The sequence below is a fragment of the Pseudomonas sp. FH4 genome, assembly GCF_000510915.2.
GTDB classification, from domain to species: Bacteria; Pseudomonadota; Gammaproteobacteria; order Pseudomonadales; family Pseudomonadaceae; genus Aquipseudomonas; species Aquipseudomonas brenneri.
The window spans coordinates 123,566-142,975 of sequence record NZ_AOHN01000005.1; the positions used below are offsets into that span (position 1 = coordinate 123,566).

At 59.3% G+C, this 19,410-nt stretch carries 18 protein-coding genes; 10 read left to right on the forward strand and 8 right to left on the reverse strand.

Annotated elements, in window-relative coordinates:
* The first annotated feature begins 6 nt into the window (after positions 1-6).
* The 8 genes from nuoI (at position 7) to H097_RS03615 (ending at position 7,166) form a co-directional block, all read left to right on the forward strand.
* Positions 7-555 (forward strand): NADH-quinone oxidoreductase subunit NuoI, encoded by a 549-nt coding sequence (gene nuoI / locus H097_RS03580; protein WP_003174725.1) that lies wholly within the window; start codon positions 7-9, stop codon positions 553-555.
* Positions 556-564: 9 nt separating this feature from the next.
* Positions 565-1,068 carry an NADH-quinone oxidoreductase subunit J gene (gene nuoJ, locus H097_RS03585; RefSeq protein ID WP_017476146.1) on the forward strand — a complete coding sequence of 168 codons (504 nt, stop codon included), beginning with the start codon at positions 565-567 and terminating at the stop codon, positions 1,066-1,068.
* A gap of 2 nt (positions 1,069-1,070) precedes the next feature.
* The gene (gene nuoK / locus H097_RS03590; RefSeq protein ID WP_003174727.1) at positions 1,071-1,379 is read left to right on the forward strand and encodes an NADH-quinone oxidoreductase subunit NuoK; all 309 of its coding nucleotides are present in this window, start codon (positions 1,071-1,073) and stop codon (positions 1,377-1,379) included.
* Positions 1,376-3,229, forward strand: coding sequence for an NADH-quinone oxidoreductase subunit L (gene nuoL / locus H097_RS03595; RefSeq protein ID WP_032857391.1), 1,854 nt, complete (start codon positions 1,376-1,378; stop codon positions 3,227-3,229). Before nuoK ends, nuoL begins: the two co-directional genes overlap by 4 nt.
* A 39-nt stretch (positions 3,230-3,268) precedes the next feature.
* Entirely contained in the window at positions 3,269-4,801 is a 1,533-nt protein-coding gene (gene nuoM / locus H097_RS03600; protein ID WP_029293337.1) for an NADH-quinone oxidoreductase subunit M, read from the forward strand.
* 7 nt (positions 4,802-4,808) lie between these two features.
* Entirely contained in the window at positions 4,809-6,272 is a 1,464-nt protein-coding gene (nuoN, locus tag H097_RS03605) for an NADH-quinone oxidoreductase subunit NuoN (protein WP_029293335.1), read from the forward strand.
* 238 nt (positions 6,273-6,510) lie between these two features.
* Positions 6,511-6,855 carry a toxin gene (locus H097_RS03610; protein WP_032857392.1) on the forward strand — a complete coding sequence of 115 codons (345 nt, stop codon included), beginning with the start codon at positions 6,511-6,513 and terminating at the stop codon, positions 6,853-6,855.
* Positions 6,852-7,166: a transcriptional regulator gene (locus H097_RS03615; RefSeq protein WP_032857393.1), complete on the forward strand. Its 315-nt coding sequence runs from the start codon at positions 6,852-6,854 to the stop codon at positions 7,164-7,166. The genes H097_RS03610 and H097_RS03615 overlap by 4 nt, the downstream gene beginning before the upstream one ends.
* 86 nt (positions 7,167-7,252) lie before the next feature.
* On the opposite strand, the gene H097_RS03620 is transcribed toward H097_RS03615, so the two are convergent.
* The 6 genes from H097_RS03620 to H097_RS03645 form a co-directional block, all read right to left on the reverse strand.
* Positions 7,253-8,995 carry an ABC transporter substrate-binding protein gene (locus tag H097_RS03620; RefSeq protein WP_032857394.1) on the reverse strand — a complete coding sequence of 581 codons (1,743 nt, stop codon included), beginning with the start codon at positions 8,993-8,995 and terminating at the stop codon, positions 7,253-7,255.
* 166 nt (positions 8,996-9,161) lie between these two features.
* On the reverse strand, positions 9,162-9,434 hold the full coding sequence (locus H097_RS03625; protein WP_029293327.1) for a DUF2160 domain-containing protein: 273 nt from the start codon (positions 9,432-9,434) through the stop codon (positions 9,162-9,164).
* Between the two features lie 10 nt (positions 9,435-9,444).
* Positions 9,445-10,245: a carbohydrate ABC transporter permease gene (locus H097_RS03630; RefSeq protein WP_032857395.1), complete on the reverse strand. Its 801-nt coding sequence runs from the start codon at positions 10,243-10,245 to the stop codon at positions 9,445-9,447.
* A gap of 10 nt (positions 10,246-10,255) precedes the next feature.
* The gene (locus H097_RS03635; RefSeq protein WP_032857398.1) at positions 10,256-11,122 is read right to left on the reverse strand and encodes a sugar ABC transporter permease; all 867 of its coding nucleotides are present in this window, start codon (positions 11,120-11,122) and stop codon (positions 10,256-10,258) included.
* Positions 11,119-12,216 (reverse strand): ABC transporter ATP-binding protein, encoded by a 1,098-nt coding sequence (locus H097_RS03640; protein WP_032857399.1) that lies wholly within the window; start codon positions 12,214-12,216, stop codon positions 11,119-11,121. The genes H097_RS03635 and H097_RS03640 overlap by 4 nt, the downstream gene beginning before the upstream one ends.
* A complete protein-coding gene (locus H097_RS03645; protein ID WP_032857401.1) occupies positions 12,216-13,310 on the reverse strand; it encodes an ABC transporter ATP-binding protein in 1,095 nt (364 codons plus the stop codon). Before H097_RS03645 ends, H097_RS03640 begins: the two co-directional genes overlap by 1 nt.
* 368 nt (positions 13,311-13,678) lie before the next feature.
* On the opposite strand from H097_RS03645, the gene H097_RS03650 reads away from it, so the two are divergent.
* Positions 13,679-15,490, forward strand: coding sequence for a sigma-54-dependent Fis family transcriptional regulator (locus tag H097_RS03650; protein ID WP_032857404.1), 1,812 nt, complete (start codon positions 13,679-13,681; stop codon positions 15,488-15,490).
* A 322-nt stretch (positions 15,491-15,812) separates the two neighbouring features.
* Positions 15,813-16,172 (forward strand): hypothetical protein, encoded by a 360-nt coding sequence (locus tag H097_RS27490; RefSeq protein ID WP_082445517.1) that lies wholly within the window; start codon positions 15,813-15,815, stop codon positions 16,170-16,172.
* A 133-nt stretch (positions 16,173-16,305) separates the two neighbouring features.
* Here the strand turns inward: H097_RS27490 and cysS are convergent, their stop codons facing one another.
* Both cysS and H097_RS03660 read right to left on the reverse strand, forming a co-directional pair.
* A complete protein-coding gene (gene cysS / locus H097_RS03655; protein ID WP_032857406.1) occupies positions 16,306-17,688 on the reverse strand; it encodes a cysteine--tRNA ligase in 1,383 nt (460 codons plus the stop codon).
* A 21-nt stretch (positions 17,689-17,709) separates the two neighbouring features.
* Positions 17,710-19,410: a glutamine--tRNA ligase/YqeY domain fusion protein gene (locus tag H097_RS03660; protein WP_032857408.1), complete on the reverse strand. Its 1,701-nt coding sequence runs from the start codon at positions 19,408-19,410 to the stop codon at positions 17,710-17,712.

Here is a 19,410-nt window from a genome sequence, read left to right on the forward strand (position 1 = left end):
TGACCCATGTTCAAATATATTGGCGACATCGTTAAGGGTACCGGTACCCAGTTGCGAAGCCTGGTGATGGTTTTCGGCCATGGCTTTCGCAAACGCGACACCCTGCAATACCCGGAAGAAGCGGTGTACCTGCCGCCGCGCTATCGCGGCCGTATCGTGCTGACCCGCGACCCCGACGGCGAAGAGCGTTGTGTAGCCTGCAACCTGTGCGCCGTGGCGTGCCCGGTGGGCTGTATTTCCCTGCAGAAAGCTGAAACCGAAGACGGTCGCTGGTACCCGGACTTCTTCCGCATCAACTTCTCGCGCTGCATTTTCTGCGGCCTGTGCGAGGAAGCTTGCCCGACCACCGCGATCCAGCTGACACCGGATTTCGAGATGGCCGAGTTCAAACGTCAGGACCTGGTGTACGAGAAAGAAGATCTGCTGATCTCCGGTCCCGGTAAAAACCCTGATTACAACTTCTATCGTGTTGCAGGTATGGCCGTTGCCGGTAAGCCGAAGGGCGCCGCACAAAACGAAGCCGAGCCGATCAACGTGAAGAGCTTGCTGCCTTAAGGAAGAAAGATGGAATTCGCTTTCTATTTCGCATCGGGTATTGCAGTGGTGTCCACGCTTCGCGTGATCACCAACACCAACCCCGTGCACGCCCTGCTCTACCTGATCATTTCGCTGATCGCCGTGGCCATGACCTTTTTCAGCCTCGGCGCACCGTTTGCCGGTGTCCTGGAAGTGATCGCCTACGCTGGCGCCATCATGGTGCTGTTCGTGTTTGTGGTGATGATGCTCAACCTGGGGCCCGCTTCGGTCGCCCAGGAACGCGTCTGGCTCAAGCCCGGCATCTGGCTTGGCCCGGTGATCCTGGCAGCCCTGCTGCTGGCTGAACTGCTGTATGTACTGTTCGCTCACCAGAGCGGCCAGGCCATCGGCCACACCACCGTAGACGCCAAGGCCGTGGGCATCAGCCTGTTCGGCCCGTACCTGCTGGTGGTCGAACTGGCTTCGATGCTGCTGCTCGCTGCAGCCATCACTGCCTTCCACTTGGGCCGCAACGAAGCCAAGGAGCAATGACGATGCCTGCTATCCCTTTGGAGCATGGTCTGGCGGTTGCCGGCATCCTGTTCTGCCTTGGCCTGGTCGGCCTGATGGTTCGCCGTAACATCCTGTTTGTGTTGATGAGCCTGGAAATCATGATGAACGCTGCTGCACTGGCCTTCATCGTGGCGGGTGCGCGTTGGGGCCAGCCGGATGGACAAGTGATGTTCATCCTGGTGATCAGCCTGGCAGCCGCCGAGGCCAGTATTGGCCTGGCGATCCTGCTGCAACTGTATCGTCGCTTCCACACGCTTGATATCGACGCTGCCAGTGAGATGCGCGGATGAACATGATCTTTCTGACTTTCGTATTCCCCCTGATCGGTTTCCTGCTGCTGTCGTTCTCCCGTGGACGCTGGTCGGAAAACCTCTCGGCCCTGGTCGGCGTGGGTTCCATTGGCCTGTCGGCGATTGTTGCCGCCTACGTCATCTGGCAATTCAACGTTGCACCGCCCGAAGCCGGTCACTACACCCTGGTGCTGTGGCAGTGGATGGCGGTCGAGGGCTTCAAGCCTGACTTCGCCCTCTACGTCGATGGCCTATCGATCACCATGCTCGGCGTGGTGGTGGGCGTGGGCTTCCTGATCCACCTGTTCGCGTCCTGGTACATGCGCGGTGAAGCCGGCTACTCGCGCTTCTTCGCCTACACCAACCTGTTTATCGCCAGCATGCTGTTCCTGGTGCTGGGCGATAACCTGTTGTTCCTGTACTTCGGCTGGGAAGGCGTGGGCCTGTGCTCGTACCTGTTGATCGGTTTCTACTACAGCAACCGCAACAACGGTAATGCGGCACTCAAGGCCTTTGTCGTGACCCGGATCGGCGACGTGTTCATGGCCATCGGCTTGTTCATCCTGTTCCAACAGGTGGGCACGCTGAATATCCAGGAACTGCTGGTGCTGGCACCGCAGAAATTCCAGGTCGGCGACTTCTGGATCACCCTGGCAACCCTGATGCTGCTGGGTGGCGCTGTCGGTAAATCGGCACAACTGCCCCTGCAAACCTGGCTGGCAGACGCCATGGCCGGTCCTACCCCGGTGTCGGCACTGATCCACGCCGCTACCATGGTGACCGCCGGTGTCTACCTGATCGCCCGTACCCACGGCCTGTTCACCCTGGCGCCGGAGATTCTGCATCTGGTGGGCCTGGTAGGTGGCGTGACCCTGGTCCTGGCCGGCTTCGCCGCGCTGGTGCAGACCGACATCAAGCGGATCCTCGCCTACTCGACCATGAGCCAGATCGGCTACATGTTCCTGGCCCTGGGCGTCGGCGCCTGGGACGGCGCGATCTTCCACCTGATGACCCACGCCTTCTTCAAGGCCCTGCTGTTCCTGGCGTCCGGTGCGGTGATCGTTGCCTGCCACCACGAGCAGAACATCTTCAAGATGGGCGGCCTGTGGAAGAAACTGCCGTTGGCCTACGCCAGCTTCATCGTCGGTGGTGCCGCGCTTGCAGCCCTGCCACTGGTGACCGCAGGTTTCTACTCGAAAGACGAAATCCTCTGGGAAGCCTTTGCCAGCGGCAACCAAGGCCTGCTGTACGCCGGTCTGGTGGGTGCGTTCATGACCTCGCTGTACACCTTCCGCCTGATCTTCATCACCTTCCACGGTGAAGCCAAGACTGAAGCGCACGCAGGCCACGGCATCTCCCACTGGCTGCCACTGTCGGTGCTGATCATCCTGTCGACCTTCGTCGGCGCCATGATCACCCCGCCACTGGCTGGCGTACTGCCACAAAGCGTCGGGCATGCCGGCGGCGATGCCAAGCACAGCCTGGAAATCGCCTCGGGCGCTATTGCCATCGCCGGTATCTTGCTGGCGGCCCTGCTGTTCCTCGGTAAGCGTCGCTTCGTGACTGCCGTGGCCAACAGCGGCATTGGCCGCTTCCTTTCGGCCTGGTGGTTCGCCGCCTGGGGCTTCGACTGGATCTACGACAAACTGTTCGTCAAGCCTTACCTTGCGATCAGCCATGTACTGCGCAAAGACCCGCTCGACCAGACCATTGGTTTGATCCCGCGTGCTGCCAAGGCCGGCCACACCGCCCTGAGCCGCACCGAGACAGGCCAATTGCGTTGGTATGCAGCTTCCATGGCGGCCGGTGCCGTGCTGGTGATCGGCGCCATCGTAGTGGTAGCGGTCTGATATGAACTTTGCGAACTTGCGAAAGGAAACGAGCCCGTCATGATTCTGCCCTGGCTAATCCTGATCCCCTTTATCGGCGGCCTGCTCTGCTGGATGGGTGAACGCTTCGGCGCCACCCTGCCCCGCTGGATTGCGTTGCTGACCATGTCCCTGGAACTCGCACTCGGCCTCTGGCTGTGGGCCCATGGCGACTATTCATTTGCTCCGGCACCGGGTGTCGATCCAACCTTCGCGCTTGAATTCAAGCACGTCTGGATCGAGCGCTTCGGCATCAACGTGCACCTGGCCCTCGACGGCCTGTCGCTGTTGATGATCCTGCTGACCGGCCTGCTGGGTATCCTCTCGGTACTTTGCTCCTGGAAAGAAATCGAGCGTCACGTGGGCTTCTTCCACCTGAACCTGATGTGGATCCTGGGCGGCGTGGTTGGCGTGTTCCTCGCCCTCGACCTGTTCATGTTCTTCTTCTTCTGGGAAATGATGCTGGTGCCGATGTACTTCCTCATCGCGCTCTGGGGTCACAGTTCTTCGGACGGCAAGAAAACCCGGATCTACGCGGCAACCAAGTTCTTCATCTTCACCCAGGCTTCCGGCCTGATCATGTTGGTGGCGATCCTGGGCCTGGTCCTGGTCAACTTCAACAACACCGGCGTGATTACCTTCAACTACGCCGACCTGTTGAAAACCAAGATGTCGATGACTACCGAGTACATTCTCATGCTCGGTTTCTTCATCGCCTTCGCGGTGAAGCTGCCGGTGGTGCCGTTCCACTCCTGGCTGCCTGACGCTCACGCACAGGCGCCAACCGCAGGTTCCGTGGACCTGGCCGGTATCCTGTTGAAGACGGCGGCCTACGGCCTGCTGCGTTTCGCCCTGCCGCTGTTCCCGAATGCTTCGGCCGAGTTTGCGCCGATCGCCATGACCCTGGGTCTGATCGGGATCTTCTACGGCGCATTCCTGGCCTTCGCGCAAACCGACATCAAGCGTCTGATTGCCTTCTCGTCCGTTTCCCACATGGGTTTCGTACTGATCGGCATCTACTCCGGCAGCCAGCTGGCGTTGCAAGGCGCAGTGATCCAGATGTTGGCCCACGGTGTTTCAGCCGCCGCACTGTTTATCCTCAGTGGCCAGTTGTACGAGCGCCTGCACACCCGTGACATGCGTGAGATGGGCGGCATCTGGTCGCGTATCGCCTACCTGCCGGCGATCAGCCTGTTCTTTGCCGCCGCGTCCCTGGGCTTGCCGGGTACGGGTAACTTTGTCGGTGAGTTCCTGATCCTGATGGGCAGCTTCGTCAGTGCGCCATGGATCACCGCGATTGCCACTTCCGGCCTGGTGTTCGGTTCGGTCTACTCGCTGATCATGATCCACCGCGCCTACTTCGGCCCGACCAAGTCGGACGCCGTCCTCAAAGGGATGGATGCTCGCGAACTGATCATGGTGCTCGGCCTTGCGGTACTGCTGGTGTACATCGGCGTGTATCCGCAACCGTTCCTCGACACCTCTGCCGCCACGATGCATGGCGTGCAGCAGTGGTTGAGCACCGCCTTCACTCAACTCGCTTCGGCCCGGTAAGAGCGCTATGGAATTCACGATCCAACACTTTATCGCGCTTGCGCCGCTGCTGATTACCAGCCTCACCATTGTGGTGGTGATGCTGGCGATCGCCTGGCGCCGCAATCACTCGCAGACGTTCCTGCTGTCCACCGCAGGCCTGAACCTGGCCCTGCTGTCGATTATCCCGGCCCTCAAGGTCGCCCCGCTGGCGGTGACCCCGCTGGTCATGATCGATGACTTCGCGCTGCTGTACACCGCGTTGATCCTCGTTGCGACACTGGCCTGCGTCACCCTCGCCCACGCCTACCTCGGCGAAGGCGGCACCGGCTACCCGGGCAACCGCGAAGAGCTGTACCTGCTGATCCTGCTGGCTGCGGCCGGAGGTATCGTGCTGGTCAGCGCGCAGCACCTGGCCGGTTTGTTCATCGGCCTGGAACTGCTGTCGATCCCGACCTACGGCCTGGTGGCGTACGCCTTCTTCAACAAGCGCTCCCTGGAAGCCGGCATCAAGTACATGGTGCTGTCGGCCGCCGGTTCCGCGTTCCTGTTGTTCGGTATGGCCCTGCTCTACGCCGAAGCCGGCAGCCTGAGCTTCAGCGGTATCGGCCACGCCCTGGCCACCACCAGCATGCCTGCGCCCATCGCCCAACTGGGCCTGGCCATGATGCTGATCGGCCTGGCGTTCAAGCTGTCGCTGGTACCCTTCCACCTGTGGACCCCAGACGTGTACGAAGGCGCCCCGGCGCCGGTGGCCGCGTTCCTGGCAACCGCCTCGAAGGTTGCAGTGTTTGCGGTGATGGTGCGTCTGTTCCAGATCTCCCCTGCCGCCAACACGGGCGTGCTGAGCGACGTGCTGACCGTGATCGCCATCGCGTCGATCCTGTTCGGTAACCTGCTGGCCCTGACCCAGAACAACCTCAAGCGTCTGCTGGGTTACTCGTCCATCGCCCACTTCGGCTACCTGCTGATCGCCCTGGTGGCGAGCAAAGGCCTGGCCGTGGAAGCCATCGGCGTGTATCTGGTCACCTACGTGATCACCAGCCTTGGCGCTTTCGGTGTGATCACCCTGATGTCCTCGCCGTACAAAGGCCGTGACGCCGACGCCCTGTACGAGTATCGCGGCCTGTTCTGGCGCCGTCCGTACCTGACTGCCGTGCTGACCGTGATGATGCTGTCCCTGGCCGGCATCCCGCTGACCGCAGGCTTTATCGGCAAGTTCTACATCGTCGCGACCGGTGTCGAAGCCCACGAATGGTGGCTGGTTGCCTCCCTGGTGCTGGGCAGTGCCATCGGCGTGTTCTACTACCTGCGCGTGATGGTCACCCTGTACCTGATCGAGCCAAACCTGCGCCGTGTGGATGCCGAGCTGCACTGGGAACAGAAAGCCGGCGGCGTGATGCTGCTGGCTATCGCCCTGCTGGCATTCTTCCTGGGTGTGTACCCACAACCGTTGCTCACCCTGGTGCAGCATGCGGTGATGGCGGGTTGATCGCTTAGGCTCAAGCAGTAAACAGAACGGCACCTTTGGGTGCCGTTTTGCGTTTCTGGGAAAGGTTCAAGCTCCCTGCCCAGTTCAAGGAATATTCCTTACTGAAATGCCTCTGTGTCTGGCATCTACCTGCCAGAGCCGCTCGTATGGTGTGTGCGCTTTAGGAAGAATCCCACACCAGGGTCACTTGACCCCTGGCACATGGGCCACCAAACTATACGCAGGCTACGTACAGAACATGGATGCTCTATTTATCGAACTGCCGCCCTTTGAGCGGTACCGCAAGGACTACCTGACTGACGAACTGTTTCACGGCTTTCAACAAGAGCTAATGAAGAACCCCGAAGCGGGAGCCGTGATGGAAGGCACCGGTGGGTTACGCAAGCTGCGCTTCGTCGATGAACGACGAAACAAAGGCAAGCGAGGTGGATTACGCGTCATCTACTACTGGTGGTCAGGCGGCACTCAATTTTGGCTGTTCACGCTGTACGGCAAGCACGAGCAGAGCGACTTGAGCCCACAACACAAAAAAGCCCTCAAACACATGCTGGACAGGGAAATCAAAGCGAGAGGATTCACATGAACCGTGACATTTTTTCCGAACTGGTCGAAGGCTTCGATGCATTGGCCAATGAGCGCCAAGGCAAGGTCACACTACGTACTCATACCGTGCAGCAAAACAAACTGGCCCCTCTCACCGCTGAAGACGTCATTGCAGTACGACAACAACTCAATCTTTCCCGTGCTGTATTTGCCATGTACCTACGCACCAATACACGCACCCTGGAAAACTGGGAGCAAGGCCGCGCGCGACCTAATGCCCAGGCGGCCATACTGATTCGCCTGGTATCAAAGTTTCCGGATACGGTGGAACGATTGGCATTGCTAAGCTAATTGTCTGCCTTAAAGACTGCTGAAGCGGTCTTTCACACATCAACAAAAACGGCACCTCACGGTGCCGTTTTACTATCCGCCCTACCTCACTTGCGTGCCGCCTCCCACGACTTGAGCAAATCGGCATAGTTCACGGTTTCACCCTTGGGTTTCTCGTTCGCCAGTTTCGGCTTCGGTGCGCCCGGCTGGTCGAACCAATACTGGGCGTCGCGCTCGGGGTTCATCTTCGGTCCGCAGATCGGCTGCACCTTGGAGCGCTCCAGGCGCGTCATGATCGCGTCCTGGTCCTTGGCCAGGCCATCCAGTGCCTGTTGCGGGGTTTTCTCGCCGCTGGCGGCTTCCGAAATGTGGCTCCACCACAGTTGGGCCAGGCGTGGATAGTCCGGCACGTTGGTACCGGTCGGTGTCCACTGCACCCGCGCCGGGCTGCGGTAGAACTCCACCAGGCCGCCGAGTTTGGGGGCCAGGTCGGTCATGGCCTGGGAGTTGATGTCGGATTCGCGGATTGGCGTCAGGCCGACGATGGTTTTTTTCAGGGAGACGGTTTTCGACGTCACGAACTGCGCATAGAGCCAAGCCGCGAGTTTTTGCTTCTCAGGCGTGGACTTGAGGAACGTCCAGGAACCCACGTCCTGATACCCCAGCTTCATCCCCTCCTCCCAATACGGCCCGCGTGGCGACGGTGCCATGCGCCACTTCGGCGTACCGTCGGTATTCATCACCGGCAGCCCGGGTTTGGTCATGTCGGCGGTAAAAGCGGTATACCAGAAGATCTGCTGGGCGATATTGCCCTGGGACGGCACCGGCCCAGACTCGGAGAAGGTCATGCCCGCCGCTTCCGGTGGCGCATAGGCGCGCATCCAGTCGACATACTTCTGCGTGGCAAACACCGCGGCCGGACCGTTGGTGTCGCCGCCGCGAGTCACGCTGGAACCCACCGGATGGCAGTCCTCGACCCGGATCCCCCACTCGTCCACCGGCAAGCCATTGGGCAGGCCCTTGTCGCCGCCACCCGCCATGGAGAACCAGGCATCGGTAAAGCGCCAGCCCAGGGACGGGTCTTTCTTGCCGTAGTCCATATGCCCGTAGACGCGCTTGCCGTCGATTTCCTTGACGTCTTCGCTGAAGAACTTGGCGATGTCTTCATAGGCTGACCAGTTCACCGGTACGCCCAGTTCATAACCGTACTTTTCCTTGAACTTGGCTTTCAGGTCAGCACGCTCGAACCAGTCAGCGCGGAACCAATAGAGGTTGGCGAACTGCTGGTCGGGCAACTGATAGATCTTGCCGTCTGGTGCGGTGGTAAACGAGATGCCGATAAAGTCCTTGAGGTCCAGGGTCGGCGAGGTGAAGTCCTTGCCTTCATTGGCCATCAGGTCGGTGATGGACTCGGTCTTGCCATAACGAAAGTGCGTACCGATCAAGTCGGAGTCATTGACCCAGCCGTCATAGATATTCTTGTCGGACTGCATCTGGGTTTGCAGTTTCTCCACCACATCGCCTTCCTGCAGCAGGTCGTGGGTCAGCTTGATCCCGGTGATTTCACTGAAGGCCTTGGCCAGTACCTTGGATTCGTACTCGTGGGTGGTGAGGGTTTCCGACACCACATTGATCTTCATCCCACGAAACGGCTCGGCCGCCTTGATAAACCACTTCAACTCTTCAAGCTGCTGGGCTTGCGTCAGGGTGGACGGTTTGAACTCGCTGCCGATCCATTTTTTCGCGGCATCTTCATAGGCATCAGCCCAGGCCGCAGCACTCAAGCCGCTGAGGGCCAAGACGGCGGCCAATGAAATGCTATGTCGCAGCTTATTGTTTTTATCGAACATAGAGACCTCCTGGTTGATTTCAGACGGGACCGACAGATGCCCCGACCCATGTAGGAGCGAGCTTGCTCGCGAAAAACCCCAAGACACCGCGTTAATCCAGACAACCTGCGTTATCGTTGACGACTTTCGCGAGCAAGCTCGCTCCTACAGGGGTATGGGGACCACCTCAGCCCCAGCGCATCACAGACAACAGCCACACCACAGACAGCGCGGACGCCACCCAGATGCTCCAGCCGGTTACGCCAATCACCAGCAGGTGCAGGTAGGCGCTCCCGAGAAGACCGATAAACAAGCGATCACCACGCGTCGTGCTGATCGGTAACAAACCGCGCCGGGGAATACTCGGCGAACGCAGCTCCCACGTGGTCATGCCCGCCAACAGCAGGGCAATCGCCGCAAAAAACAGTGCCGTCGGGGTGGTCCAGGCCATCCATTCCATCATCGTTTCCTCAGACCCGACCCAGGGCAAAGCCCTTGGCCACATGGTTGCGAACAAACCAGATCACCAGCATGCCCGGCAAAATGGTCAACACCCCGGCCGCCGCGAGCACGCCCCAATCAATGCCGGAGGCCGATACCGTACGCGTCATCACGGCGGCAATCGGCTTGGCGTTCACCGAGGTCAGCGTGCGCGCCAGCAGCAGTTCGACCCAGGAAAACATGAAGCAGAAAAACGCTGTGACCCCGATCCCAGAGCCAATCAATGGGATAAATATCTTCACGAAGAACTTCGGAAAGCTGTAACCGTCGATGTAGGCAGTTTCGTCGATCTCTTTGGGCACCCCCGACATGAATCCCTCCAGAATCCACACCGCCAGCGGTACGTTGAACAGGCAGTGAGCCAGAGCTACCGCGATATGGGTGTCGAACAGGCCAATCGACGAATACAGCTGGAAAAACGGCAGCAGAAACACCGCCGGCGGCGCCATGCGGTTGGTCAGCAACCAGAAGAACAGGTGTTTGTCGCCCAGGAAGCGATAGCGTGAAAACGCGTAGGCCGCCGGCAGCGCCACTGTCAGGGAAATAACCGTGTTCAGGCTTACGTAATACAACGAGTTGAGGTAGCCGGTGTACCAACTGGGGTCGGTGAAAATCACCTTGTAGTTGGCGAAGGTGAAGTCCTGGGGAAACAGCGTCAGCCCTCCGAGGATTTCGGTGTTGCTCTTGAAGGACATGTTCAACAGCCAGTAGATCGGCACCAGCAGGAACAGGATGTAGATCAGCAGTGGGATGACCTTGCGCTTGCTCATGTTGGCGGCCTCAGCGGTTGGCGTCGGAGTGGGTCATGGCGGTGTAGAACAGCCAGGACACCAACAGGATGATCAGGAAATACACCAGGGAAAACGCAGCAGCCGGGCCCAGGTCGAATTGTCCTATCGCCATCTGGGTCAAGGTCTGACTCAAGAAGGTAGTGGCATTACCCGGTCCACCGCCGGTCAGCACAAACGGCTCGGTGTAGATCATGAAACTGTCCATGAAACGCAGCATCACCGCGATCAACAGAACGCTCTTCATCTTCGGCAATTGGATATGTCGGAATACGGCCCAGGCCGATGCCCGATCAATCCGCGCAGCCTGGTAGTACACATCCGGGATTGCTCGCAGCCCCGAGTAGCACAGCAGCGCCACCAGGGACGTCCAATGCCAGACGTCCATCACCAGTACCGTGACCCAGGCATCCATGGTGTTGGCGGCATAGTTATAGTTGATGCCCATGGCATTCAGGGTCGAGCCCAACAGGCCGATATCGGCACGTCCAAAAATCTGCCAGATGGTGCCGACCACGTTCCACGGGATCAGTAGCGGGATGGCCATCACAATCAATACCAGGGACGACCAGCGGCCCTTGGTCGGCATGGTCAGGGCGATCGCGATACCCAGCGGGATTTCGATCAGCAGCACACAAGCCGAATAGATGAACTGGCGCAGCAGCGAGTCATGCAGGCGCGGGTCAAGCAGCACCTGTTTGTACCAGTCAGCCCCGACGAAATAGCGGCTGGACTGGTCGAAGATGTCCTGCACCGAGTAGTTGACCACGGTCATCATCGGGATCACCGCGCTGAACGCCACCAGCAGGAACACCGGCAATACCAGCCACCAGGCCTTGTTGTTCTGCACCTTGTTCATGGCCGCACCTCCAGCAGGTAATCGTCGGCATACACCATCAGCCATTGCGCCGGAAAACTGATCGAGGCCCGCCCCTCGGGCACCGGCTTGTCTTCGGCCAGGCGTACTTTCAACGGCGCACCGTCGAGGTTGAGCGTCATGATCTTGTAGGTGCCCAGGTCTTCGACATGCATGACGTCGGCCTGCAACGCGTCGGGATTGGGCTCGTCCCACACATGGATAAACTCTGGACGAATCCCGACCTGAAGTTTCTTGTAGGCTTTTTCCGAAATCTGACGTTGCTGCAGCTCGGACAACGCCAGGTGAGTACCGGCAAAACGCACACCACCGGCGTCAGCCTGCACCTCAATCAGATTCATCCCAGGGCTACCGATGAAATAGCCGACAAAGGTATGACTGGGGCGCTCGAACAACTCCCGCGGTGTGCCGAACTGCACAATCTGCCCGCCGTACATCACCGCAATCTTGTCGGCAAAGGTCGAGGCCTCCAACTGATCGTGGGTGACGTAGACCATGGTGATGTTGAACTGCTCGTGGATCTGCTTGAGCTTGCGCCGCAGTTTCCACTTCAGATGCGGATCGATCACTGTCAGCGGCTCATCAAACAGGATCGCCGAGACGTCATCGCGCACCAGCCCACGGCCCATCGATACCTTCTGCTTTTCATCGGCGCTGAGGTTGCGGGCTTTTTTGCCCAACAGGTTCTGCAGGTCGAGCACCTCGGCAATTTCCTGCACCTTGCTGTGCACTTTCGCCTCGGCCATGCCCTGGTTACGCAGGGGGAATGCCAGGTTGTCGAACACCGTCATGGTGTCGTAGACCACCGGGAACTGGAACACCTGGGCGATATTGCGTTTTTCCGGAGTCAGGTCATTCACCACCTTGCTGTCGAACAGTACCTGGCCTTCCGAAGGGCTAAGCAGGCCAGAGATGATATTGAGCAACGTCGACTTGCCACAGCCCGACGGGCCGAGCAACGCGTAGGCGCCACCCTGCTCCCAGACGTGGTTCATTTCACGAATGGCGTAGTCCTCGGGACCGGCAGGCGTAGGGCTGTAGCTATGCGCCAGGTTCTGCAAATGGATCTCGGCCATCAGGCAACCCTCGCGACACGGCGCCCGGGCGCCTGGACCAAGCAGCCCTGGCCATCGAACACAAACAGTTTATGGGTGGGGATATAGATCCGGATCGGCGCATCGACGTCGTATTCGTGCACCCCAGGCAGGTGCAACACCAGTAGGAAATGGTCACTGCGTACATGCAGAAAGGTTTCCGAACCACTGATCTCCGCCACTTCCACGGTCACGGCCAGTTCCAGGTCATCGTCATTGCTGGGTACCAGGCTGATATGACTGGGGCGCACGCCAAAACGGAACTCGCCTTCACCAATCGGCCGCAGGTCCACATTCAATGGGAAGTGCACATCATTGGCGAAGCTCACCTCGTTGCCGCTAATCCGCCCCGGCATCAGGTTGATTGGCGGTTCGGAAAACAACTCGGCGGCCAGCACCGTTTGCGGCTGGTGATAGACCTCGGCGGCCTTGCCGCTCTGGATCACCCGGCCTTCATGGAGGATCGTGGTGGTGCCGCCCAGGGCCAGGGCTTCATTGGGCTCGGTGGTGGCGTAGATGGCGATGGTGTTGCGCGCCTTGAACAGCTCGCGCATTTCCTGACGCAGCTCTTCGCGCAATTTGTAGTCCAGGTTCACCAGAGGCTCATCAAACAGGATCAATTCGGCGTCCTTGACCAGCGCCCGGGCCATGGCCGTTCGTTGCTGCTGGCCACCGGACAGCTCCAGGGGATGGCGTTGCAGGAACTTGTCGATACGCAGCATCTGCGCGGTTTCCAGCACTTTGCTCTGGATCAGTTCGTTGGACACCCCGGCCTGGCGCAAGGGCGAGGCGATGTTTTCGAACACGGTCATGGTCGGGTAGTTGATGAACTGCTGGTAGACCATCGACACATTGCGCAAACGCACGGGCTTGTGGGTAACGTCCACACCGTTCATCAGGATGCGCCCATTGTCAGGCTTATCCAGGCCGGCCATCAGACGCATCAGACTGGTCTTGCCGGACAGCGTACGGCCGAGCAGGACATTGAAGGAGCCTGCTTCGAAGCGCAGGTTGGCATCATCGATCCAGGTCTGGCCTTCGACAACGCGGGTGACATGTTCCAGGGTCAATGACATGACACGACCTTTTTATTATTGGAATTGTTCTTCCAAGGCCAGAGCGAGTTTCGTGCCAGAAATAAAAAGCGCCTATGGTTCAATAAGTTGAGGAAAACCGCCGTTCAGCCCTGAACAGAAATGAACATTCGCAACTGAACAATTGAACAACCAGCGGGTTGACAATGAACAGTTCTGAACAACACTGAATAAGCCTCACCAACGACACAGATCGAAATGTGGGAGCGGGCTTGCTCGCGATAGCGCTGGTTCAGGCACCTGACCTGCAACTGATACACCGCTATCGCGAGCAAGCCCGCTCCCACAATTTGATCGCTTTTCACCGTTAGATTGCGCAAGCCCCAAATAACAATAAAAAGAAGGTCTCCATGGCCGAATCCTTGCCCCACGACACCATCATCCAGGACTCCTGGCGCCGCTGCCGTGCCTTTGGCCTCGATCACCAAAGCGCCCCCAGCTTCGACCAACTGCCCGCCGAGGGCATCAGCCAATTGCTGGAAAGCCAACATTCCCTGGTGCAGACCACTCACCAGGAAGTCCTGCCCTATTACGAGAACATCCTCAGCAACTCCAATTGCCTGATCATGCTCGCCGACAACCACGGCCAGGTCCTCACCTCCTGGGGCACCCAACGCTTTATCGAGCCCAAGCTGGCACGAGGCTTCAATGCCGGGGCCAGTTGGCTGGAGCGCGCCACCGGCACCAATGCCATTGGTACCGCCCTGGCCTGCGCCCAGGCGGTGCATATCGAGCATGACGAACACTTCCTCAAGGCCAACCGCTTCATGACCGGCTCAGCGGCGCCGATCTTTGATGCCAACCGCGAGATCATCGCGGTGCTGGATGTCTCCAGTGACAGCTACCTGCCACCCTCCCACACCCTGGGCATGGTCAAGATGATGAGCCAGACCGTGGAAAACCGGCTGATCCTCAACCTGTTTGGCGGCGAGCACTTCCAACTGACTTTCAACACCGGCCTGAACAACCTCGACAGCCAGTGGGCCGGCCTGCTGATTTTCGATGATAGTGGCCAGGTGCTTTCAGCCAACCGCCGTGCCGACAACCTGCTGGGCATCAGCCTGTCACGGGTGATGATCGACAGCCTGTTCAAGGTCTCGCTGCTGGAGTTGCTCAATCAGCCCGAAGGCCAGCCCTTTGCCCTACAGGCTGCGGGGCGCAACCGTTTCCAGTGCTTGCTCAAACGGCCCAAACAATCGCCGGTACAGGCCCGGATCTTTAGCGAGCCCGCCCCTGTAACCATTGGCCTGAAGACCCTGCACTTTGGCGACAGCCGCGTGGAAAAGGCCGTGCGCCAAGCCGAACGCCTGCTGGAAAAAGATATCCCGCTGCTGATCCACGGTGAAACCGGTGTCGGCAAGGAAGTCTTCGTCAAAGCCCTGCACCAGGCCAGCTCCCGCAGCCAACAGGCTTTTATCGCAGTCAACTGTGCGGCAATTCCTGCCGAGTTGGTGGAATCGGAGCTGTTTGGCTACGAAAAAGGCGCGTTCACCGGTGCCAACCAAAAAGGCAGCATCGGCCTGATCCGCAAGGCGGACAAAGGCACGCTGTTTCTCGATGAAATCGGTGACATGCCCCTCCCGACCCAGGCCCGGCTGCTGCGGGTATTGCAAGAGCGCTGCGTGCAACCGGTGGGCAGCAGCGAACTGTTCCCGGTGGACCTGCGCATTATCTCGGCCACCAACCGTTCGCTGCGTGAACAGGTGCAGATCGGACGGTTTCGTGAGGATTTGTACTACCGCATCGGCGGCCTGACCCTGGAACTGCCGCCCCTGCGTGAGCGCAGCGATAAACAGGTGCTGTTCAAGCAACTATGGCAACAGCATCGCGAACCGACGCAATGGGCCGGCCTCAGTGCTGAAGTGCTGGCGTTATTCGAGCAACACCCTTGGCCAGGCAACTTGCGCCAGGTCAGCAGTGTGATGCAGGTCGCGCTGGCCATGGCCGAAGACCAACCAATCCGCCCGGAGCATCTGCCCGATGATTTCTTTGTCGACCTGGGCCAAGCCTCGCCCAGCGCACCGCCAGTTATGGGCGATCTGGACGATAGCCAAAACCTTCAGCAGCGACTGGCAGCGGTCGGCGGAAATATCTCCCACCTGGCGCGGGAGCTGGGGGTTAGCCGTAATACCTTATACAAGCGGTTACGCGCCGCTACGTAACGGTAACCGCCCCTACGGGCAGCCAGCCTCAGATTTATCCGACAGCGTTTTAGGGTTGCTGCTCGGAAGATGCCCCAATAATCTTCGGCAGTCGCTGCAAATTCAGCGACCGGGTTTCGCAGCCCGGTTAAACTCTAGACGCACAGCGTCCACCACAAGATAACGGGCGCTTTTTTATGCCTGATGTCATGGCGGCTGTGCGCGGGATACCTTCGGGTATGCCGGGTTCCTAGAGTCCCGGTCTGCGAACCTGCGTACAGCTGCCACCCAGGTATCGTTTCGCAGCGATGGGTAGCAGTTCCATAACTCTGGGAGCCTTGCCATGATCAAACACAGCCCAAACCCGCCGTTAGACTCAACCTCGCTTCAGGCAGTTGCTCAACGAGCGATTGACTACTATCTGAACCCTCCTGCCGAAACCAAGCGGCCTACTGAAAACCACCGCCTTTTCACCGTGCGCGAAGGGTTAAATGCAGAGGTATTGTTGATCAACGCCTCGGAAGACCTTGCATCGGCTCAAGTATTGGCAACCCATTTGGCTTTTGAAGTAGACGGCACTGCACGGCGTGTGGCGCTAGGAATTTGTCGGATGCTGGAAGGAGTTGAGCTATTGGTGAGCAGCGCCGTCGTTCAATGTGGAACTGAGCAAGAAAGAACAAGGCCCACTCACCATCCAGATTAGTCTGCGATAGCCCGTCCGCCATCGCTGGCAAGCCAGCGCCTACAGTTGAGCGGTGTTGATTGGCAAAACCTGCACAAATAAAAACGCCCCGAACCAGTCGGGGCGTTTTTATTCAGCTTGAAGCAATCAGCCGTCAGTCAGCCAAGCGCCAGGTCGTCCCACCCTTCCCGTCTTCCAACACCACGCCCATGGCGGTGAGTTGGTCGCGGATGCGGTCGGATTCTGCCCAGTCCTTGTTGGCACGGGCATTCAGGCGGGCCTGGATCAGTGCGTCGACCTCAGCTGCATCCACACGCCCTTCCGCGCCGGCTTGCAGGAAGTCGTCGGCTTCCATTTGCAGAACGCCCAGTACGCTGGCCAGTTCTTTCAAACGGGCTGCCAAACCAGCTGCTGCATGCAGATCGCTCTCGCGCAGGCGGTTGATCTCGCGGACCATTTCAAACAGTACGGCGCAGGCTTCGGGGGTGCCGAAGTCGTCGTTCATCACGCTGGTGAAGCGTTCAACAAATGCTTCGCCACCGGCCGGCGCCACGACTGGCAGGCCTTTCAACGCGTGGTAGAAACGTTCGAGGGCGCCCTTGGCGTCCTTGAGGTTGTCTTCCGAGTAGTTGATGGCGCTGCGGTAGTGGCTCGATACCAGCAGGTAACGCACAACCTCTGGGTGGTACTTTTCCAGCACGTCGCGAATGGTGAAGAAGTTGTTCAAGGACTTGGACATCTTCTCGCCATTGATGCGAATCATGCCGCAATGCATCCACGCGTTGGCGTAGGTCTTGCCGGTGGCCGCTTCGCTCTGGGCGATTTCGTTTTCGTGGTGCGGGAACTCAAGGTCGCTGCCGCCGCCATGAATGTCGAAGGTCTCGCCCAGGCAGCAAGTAGACATCACCGAGCATTCGATGTGCCAGCCCGGACGCCCGGCGCCCCACGGCGACTCCCAGCTCGGCTCGCCCGGCTTGGTGCCTTTCCACAGCACGAAGTCCAGCGGATCCTGCTTGGCTTCGTCGACTTCGATGCGTGCACCGATGCGCAGGTCTTCGATCTTCTTGCGCGACAGCTTGCCGTAGCCCATGAACTTGGCGACGCGGTAGTACACGTCGCCATTGCCCGGGGCGTAGGCGTAGCCCTTGTCGATCAAGGTCTGGATCATCGCGTGCATGCCAGGGATGTGGTCCGTGGCACGCGGTTCCATGTCCGGCTTGAGGATGTTGAGGCGCGCCTCGTCCTCGTGCATGGCAGCAATCATGCGCTCGGTCAGCGCATCGAACGACTCGCCGTTTTCGTTGGCGCGATTGATGATCTTGTCGTCGATGTCGGTAATGTTGCGCACATACGTCAAGTCGTAGCCGCTGAAACGCAACCAGCGGGTCACCAGGTCAAAGGCAACCATGCTGCGGCCGTGGCCGATGTGGCAGTAGTCGTACACGGTCATGCCGCACACGTACATGCGCACCTTGTTGCCATCCAGCGGCTTGAAGACTTCTTTGGTCTTGCTGAGCGTGTTGTAGATCGTTAGCACGATGAATCCCTTAAGACTGAATCACTGACCCCACGAATCACGCAAGGTCACGGTACGGTTGAATACCGGAGCGCCTGGTTTCGAGTCCTTGATATCCGCGCAGAAGTAGCCTTCGCGCTCGAACTGGAAACGGTCTTCCGGCTGTGCTTCGCCCAACGATGGCTCGGCACGACAACCAGTGAGTACTTGCAGGGAATCAGGGTTGATGTTGTCAAGGAAACTGGCGCTGTCTTCGGCCTTCTCAGGGTTGGCCGAACGGAACAGGCGATCGTACAGGCGCACTTCGCACTCGACGCTGGCCGCCGCCGGCACCCAGTGCACCACGCCCTTGACCTTGCGGCCTTCAGGGTTCTTGCCCAGGGTGTCCGGATCGTAGGAGCAACGCAGTTCGACGATGTTGCCATCGGCGTCCTTGATCGCTTCGTCAGCACGGATCACGTAGCTGCCGCGCAGGCGCACTTCGCCGTTCGGCTCCAGGCGCTTGTAGCCTTTTGGCGGTTCTTCCATGAAGTCATCACGGTCGATATAGATTTCACGGGCGAACGGCAACTTGCGCACACCCAGTTCTTCTTTCTGCGGATGACGCGGCAGTTCGAGGTTCTCGACCTGGCCTTCCGGGTAGTTGGTGATCACGACTTTCAACGGACGCAGCACGCACATGGCGCGCGGGGCGTTGTGGTCCAGGTCCTGGCGAATGCTGAATTCCAGCATGCCGAAGTCGACCACGCCGTCGGAACGGTTGGTGCCGACCATGTCGCAGAAGTTACGGATCGACGCCGGGGTGTAGCCGCGGCGGCGGAAGCCCGACAGCGTCGACATGCGTGGGTCGTCCCAGCCAAACACGTGCTTTTCATCGACCAGTTGCTTGAGCTTGCGCTTGCTGGTGATGGTGTAGTTCAGGTTCAGGCGGCTGAATTCGTACTGACGCGGATGCGCCGGTACTGGCAGGCTGTCGAGGAACCATTCGTACAGCGGACGGTGACTTTCGAACTCCAGGGTGCAAATGGAGTGAGTGATGCCTTCGATGGCGTCCGACTGACCGTGGGTGAAGTCGTAGTTGGGGTAGATGCACCACTTGTCACCGGTCTGGTGGTGATGGGCGTGGCGGATGCGGTACATGATCGGGTCGCGCAGGTTCATGTTCGGCGAGGCCATGTCGATCTTGGCGCGCAGCACACGTGCACCGTCGGCGAACTCACCGTCGCGCATGCGGGTGAACCAGTCCAGGTTCTCTTCTACCGAACGGTCGCGGAACGGGCTGTTCTTGCCAGGCTCAGTCAGGGTGCCACGGTATTCCTTGGCCTGCGCAGGCGTCAGGTCGTCGACGTAGGCCTTGCCGGCCTTGATCAGTTCCACGGCCCAGTCGAACAACTGGTCGAAGTACTTGGAGGCGTAGCGCACTTCACCGGACCATTCGAAGCCCAGCCACTTGATGTCGCTTTCGATGGCGTCGATGTATTCCTGGTCTTCCTTGGCCGGGTTGGTGTCGTCGAAACGCAGGTGCGTGACGCCACCGAACTCCTGGGCCAGGCCGAAGTTCACACAGATCGACTTGGCGTGACCGATGTGCAGGTAGCCGTTGGGCTCTGGCGGGAAGCGGGTGACGATCTGCGTGTGCTTGCCCGAATCCAGGTCCGCCTGGATGATCGGGCGCAGGAAGTTGACCGGGACGGCAGGTCCGGTCTTGGAATTCGAGGTAGGGTCGACAGTGGGCTTGCTCAT

What these genes read in the sequence shown, in the direction of transcription:
- nuoI (WP_003174725.1), top strand. Translation starts at nt 7, where the DNA reads ATGTTCAAATATATTGGCGACATCGTTAAGGGTACCGGTACCCAGTTG.
- nuoJ (WP_017476146.1), top strand. Translation starts at nt 565, where the DNA reads ATGGAATTCGCTTTCTATTTCGCATCGGGTATTGCAGTGGTGTCCACG.
- nuoK (WP_003174727.1), top strand. Translation starts at nt 1,071, where the DNA reads ATGCCTGCTATCCCTTTGGAGCATGGTCTGGCGGTTGCCGGCATCCTG.
- nuoL (WP_032857391.1), top strand. Translation starts at nt 1,376, where the DNA reads ATGAACATGATCTTTCTGACTTTCGTATTCCCCCTGATCGGTTTCCTG.
- nuoM (WP_029293337.1), top strand. Translation starts at nt 3,269, where the DNA reads ATGATTCTGCCCTGGCTAATCCTGATCCCCTTTATCGGCGGCCTGCTC.
- nuoN (WP_029293335.1), top strand. Translation starts at nt 4,809, where the DNA reads ATGGAATTCACGATCCAACACTTTATCGCGCTTGCGCCGCTGCTGATT.
- H097_RS03610 (WP_032857392.1), top strand. Translation starts at nt 6,511, where the DNA reads ATGGATGCTCTATTTATCGAACTGCCGCCCTTTGAGCGGTACCGCAAG.
- H097_RS03615 (WP_032857393.1), top strand. Translation starts at nt 6,852, where the DNA reads ATGAACCGTGACATTTTTTCCGAACTGGTCGAAGGCTTCGATGCATTG.
- H097_RS03620 (WP_032857394.1), bottom strand. Translation starts at nt 8,995, where the DNA reads ATGTTCGATAAAAACAATAAGCTGCGACATAGCATTTCATTGGCCGCC.
- H097_RS03625 (WP_029293327.1), bottom strand. Translation starts at nt 9,434, where the DNA reads ATGGAATGGATGGCCTGGACCACCCCGACGGCACTGTTTTTTGCGGCG.
- H097_RS03630 (WP_032857395.1), bottom strand. Translation starts at nt 10,245, where the DNA reads ATGAGCAAGCGCAAGGTCATCCCACTGCTGATCTACATCCTGTTCCTG.
- H097_RS03635 (WP_032857398.1), bottom strand. Translation starts at nt 11,122, where the DNA reads ATGAACAAGGTGCAGAACAACAAGGCCTGGTGGCTGGTATTGCCGGTG.
- H097_RS03640 (WP_032857399.1), bottom strand. Translation starts at nt 12,216, where the DNA reads ATGGCCGAGATCCATTTGCAGAACCTGGCGCATAGCTACAGCCCTACG.
- H097_RS03645 (WP_032857401.1), bottom strand. Translation starts at nt 13,310, where the DNA reads ATGTCATTGACCCTGGAACATGTCACCCGCGTTGTCGAAGGCCAGACC.
- H097_RS03650 (WP_032857404.1), top strand. Translation starts at nt 13,679, where the DNA reads ATGGCCGAATCCTTGCCCCACGACACCATCATCCAGGACTCCTGGCGC.
- H097_RS27490 (WP_082445517.1), top strand. Translation starts at nt 15,813, where the DNA reads ATGATCAAACACAGCCCAAACCCGCCGTTAGACTCAACCTCGCTTCAG.
- H097_RS03660 (WP_032857408.1), bottom strand. Translation starts at nt 19,410, where the DNA reads ATGAGCAAGCCCACTGTCGACCCTACCTCGAATTCCAAGACCGGACCT.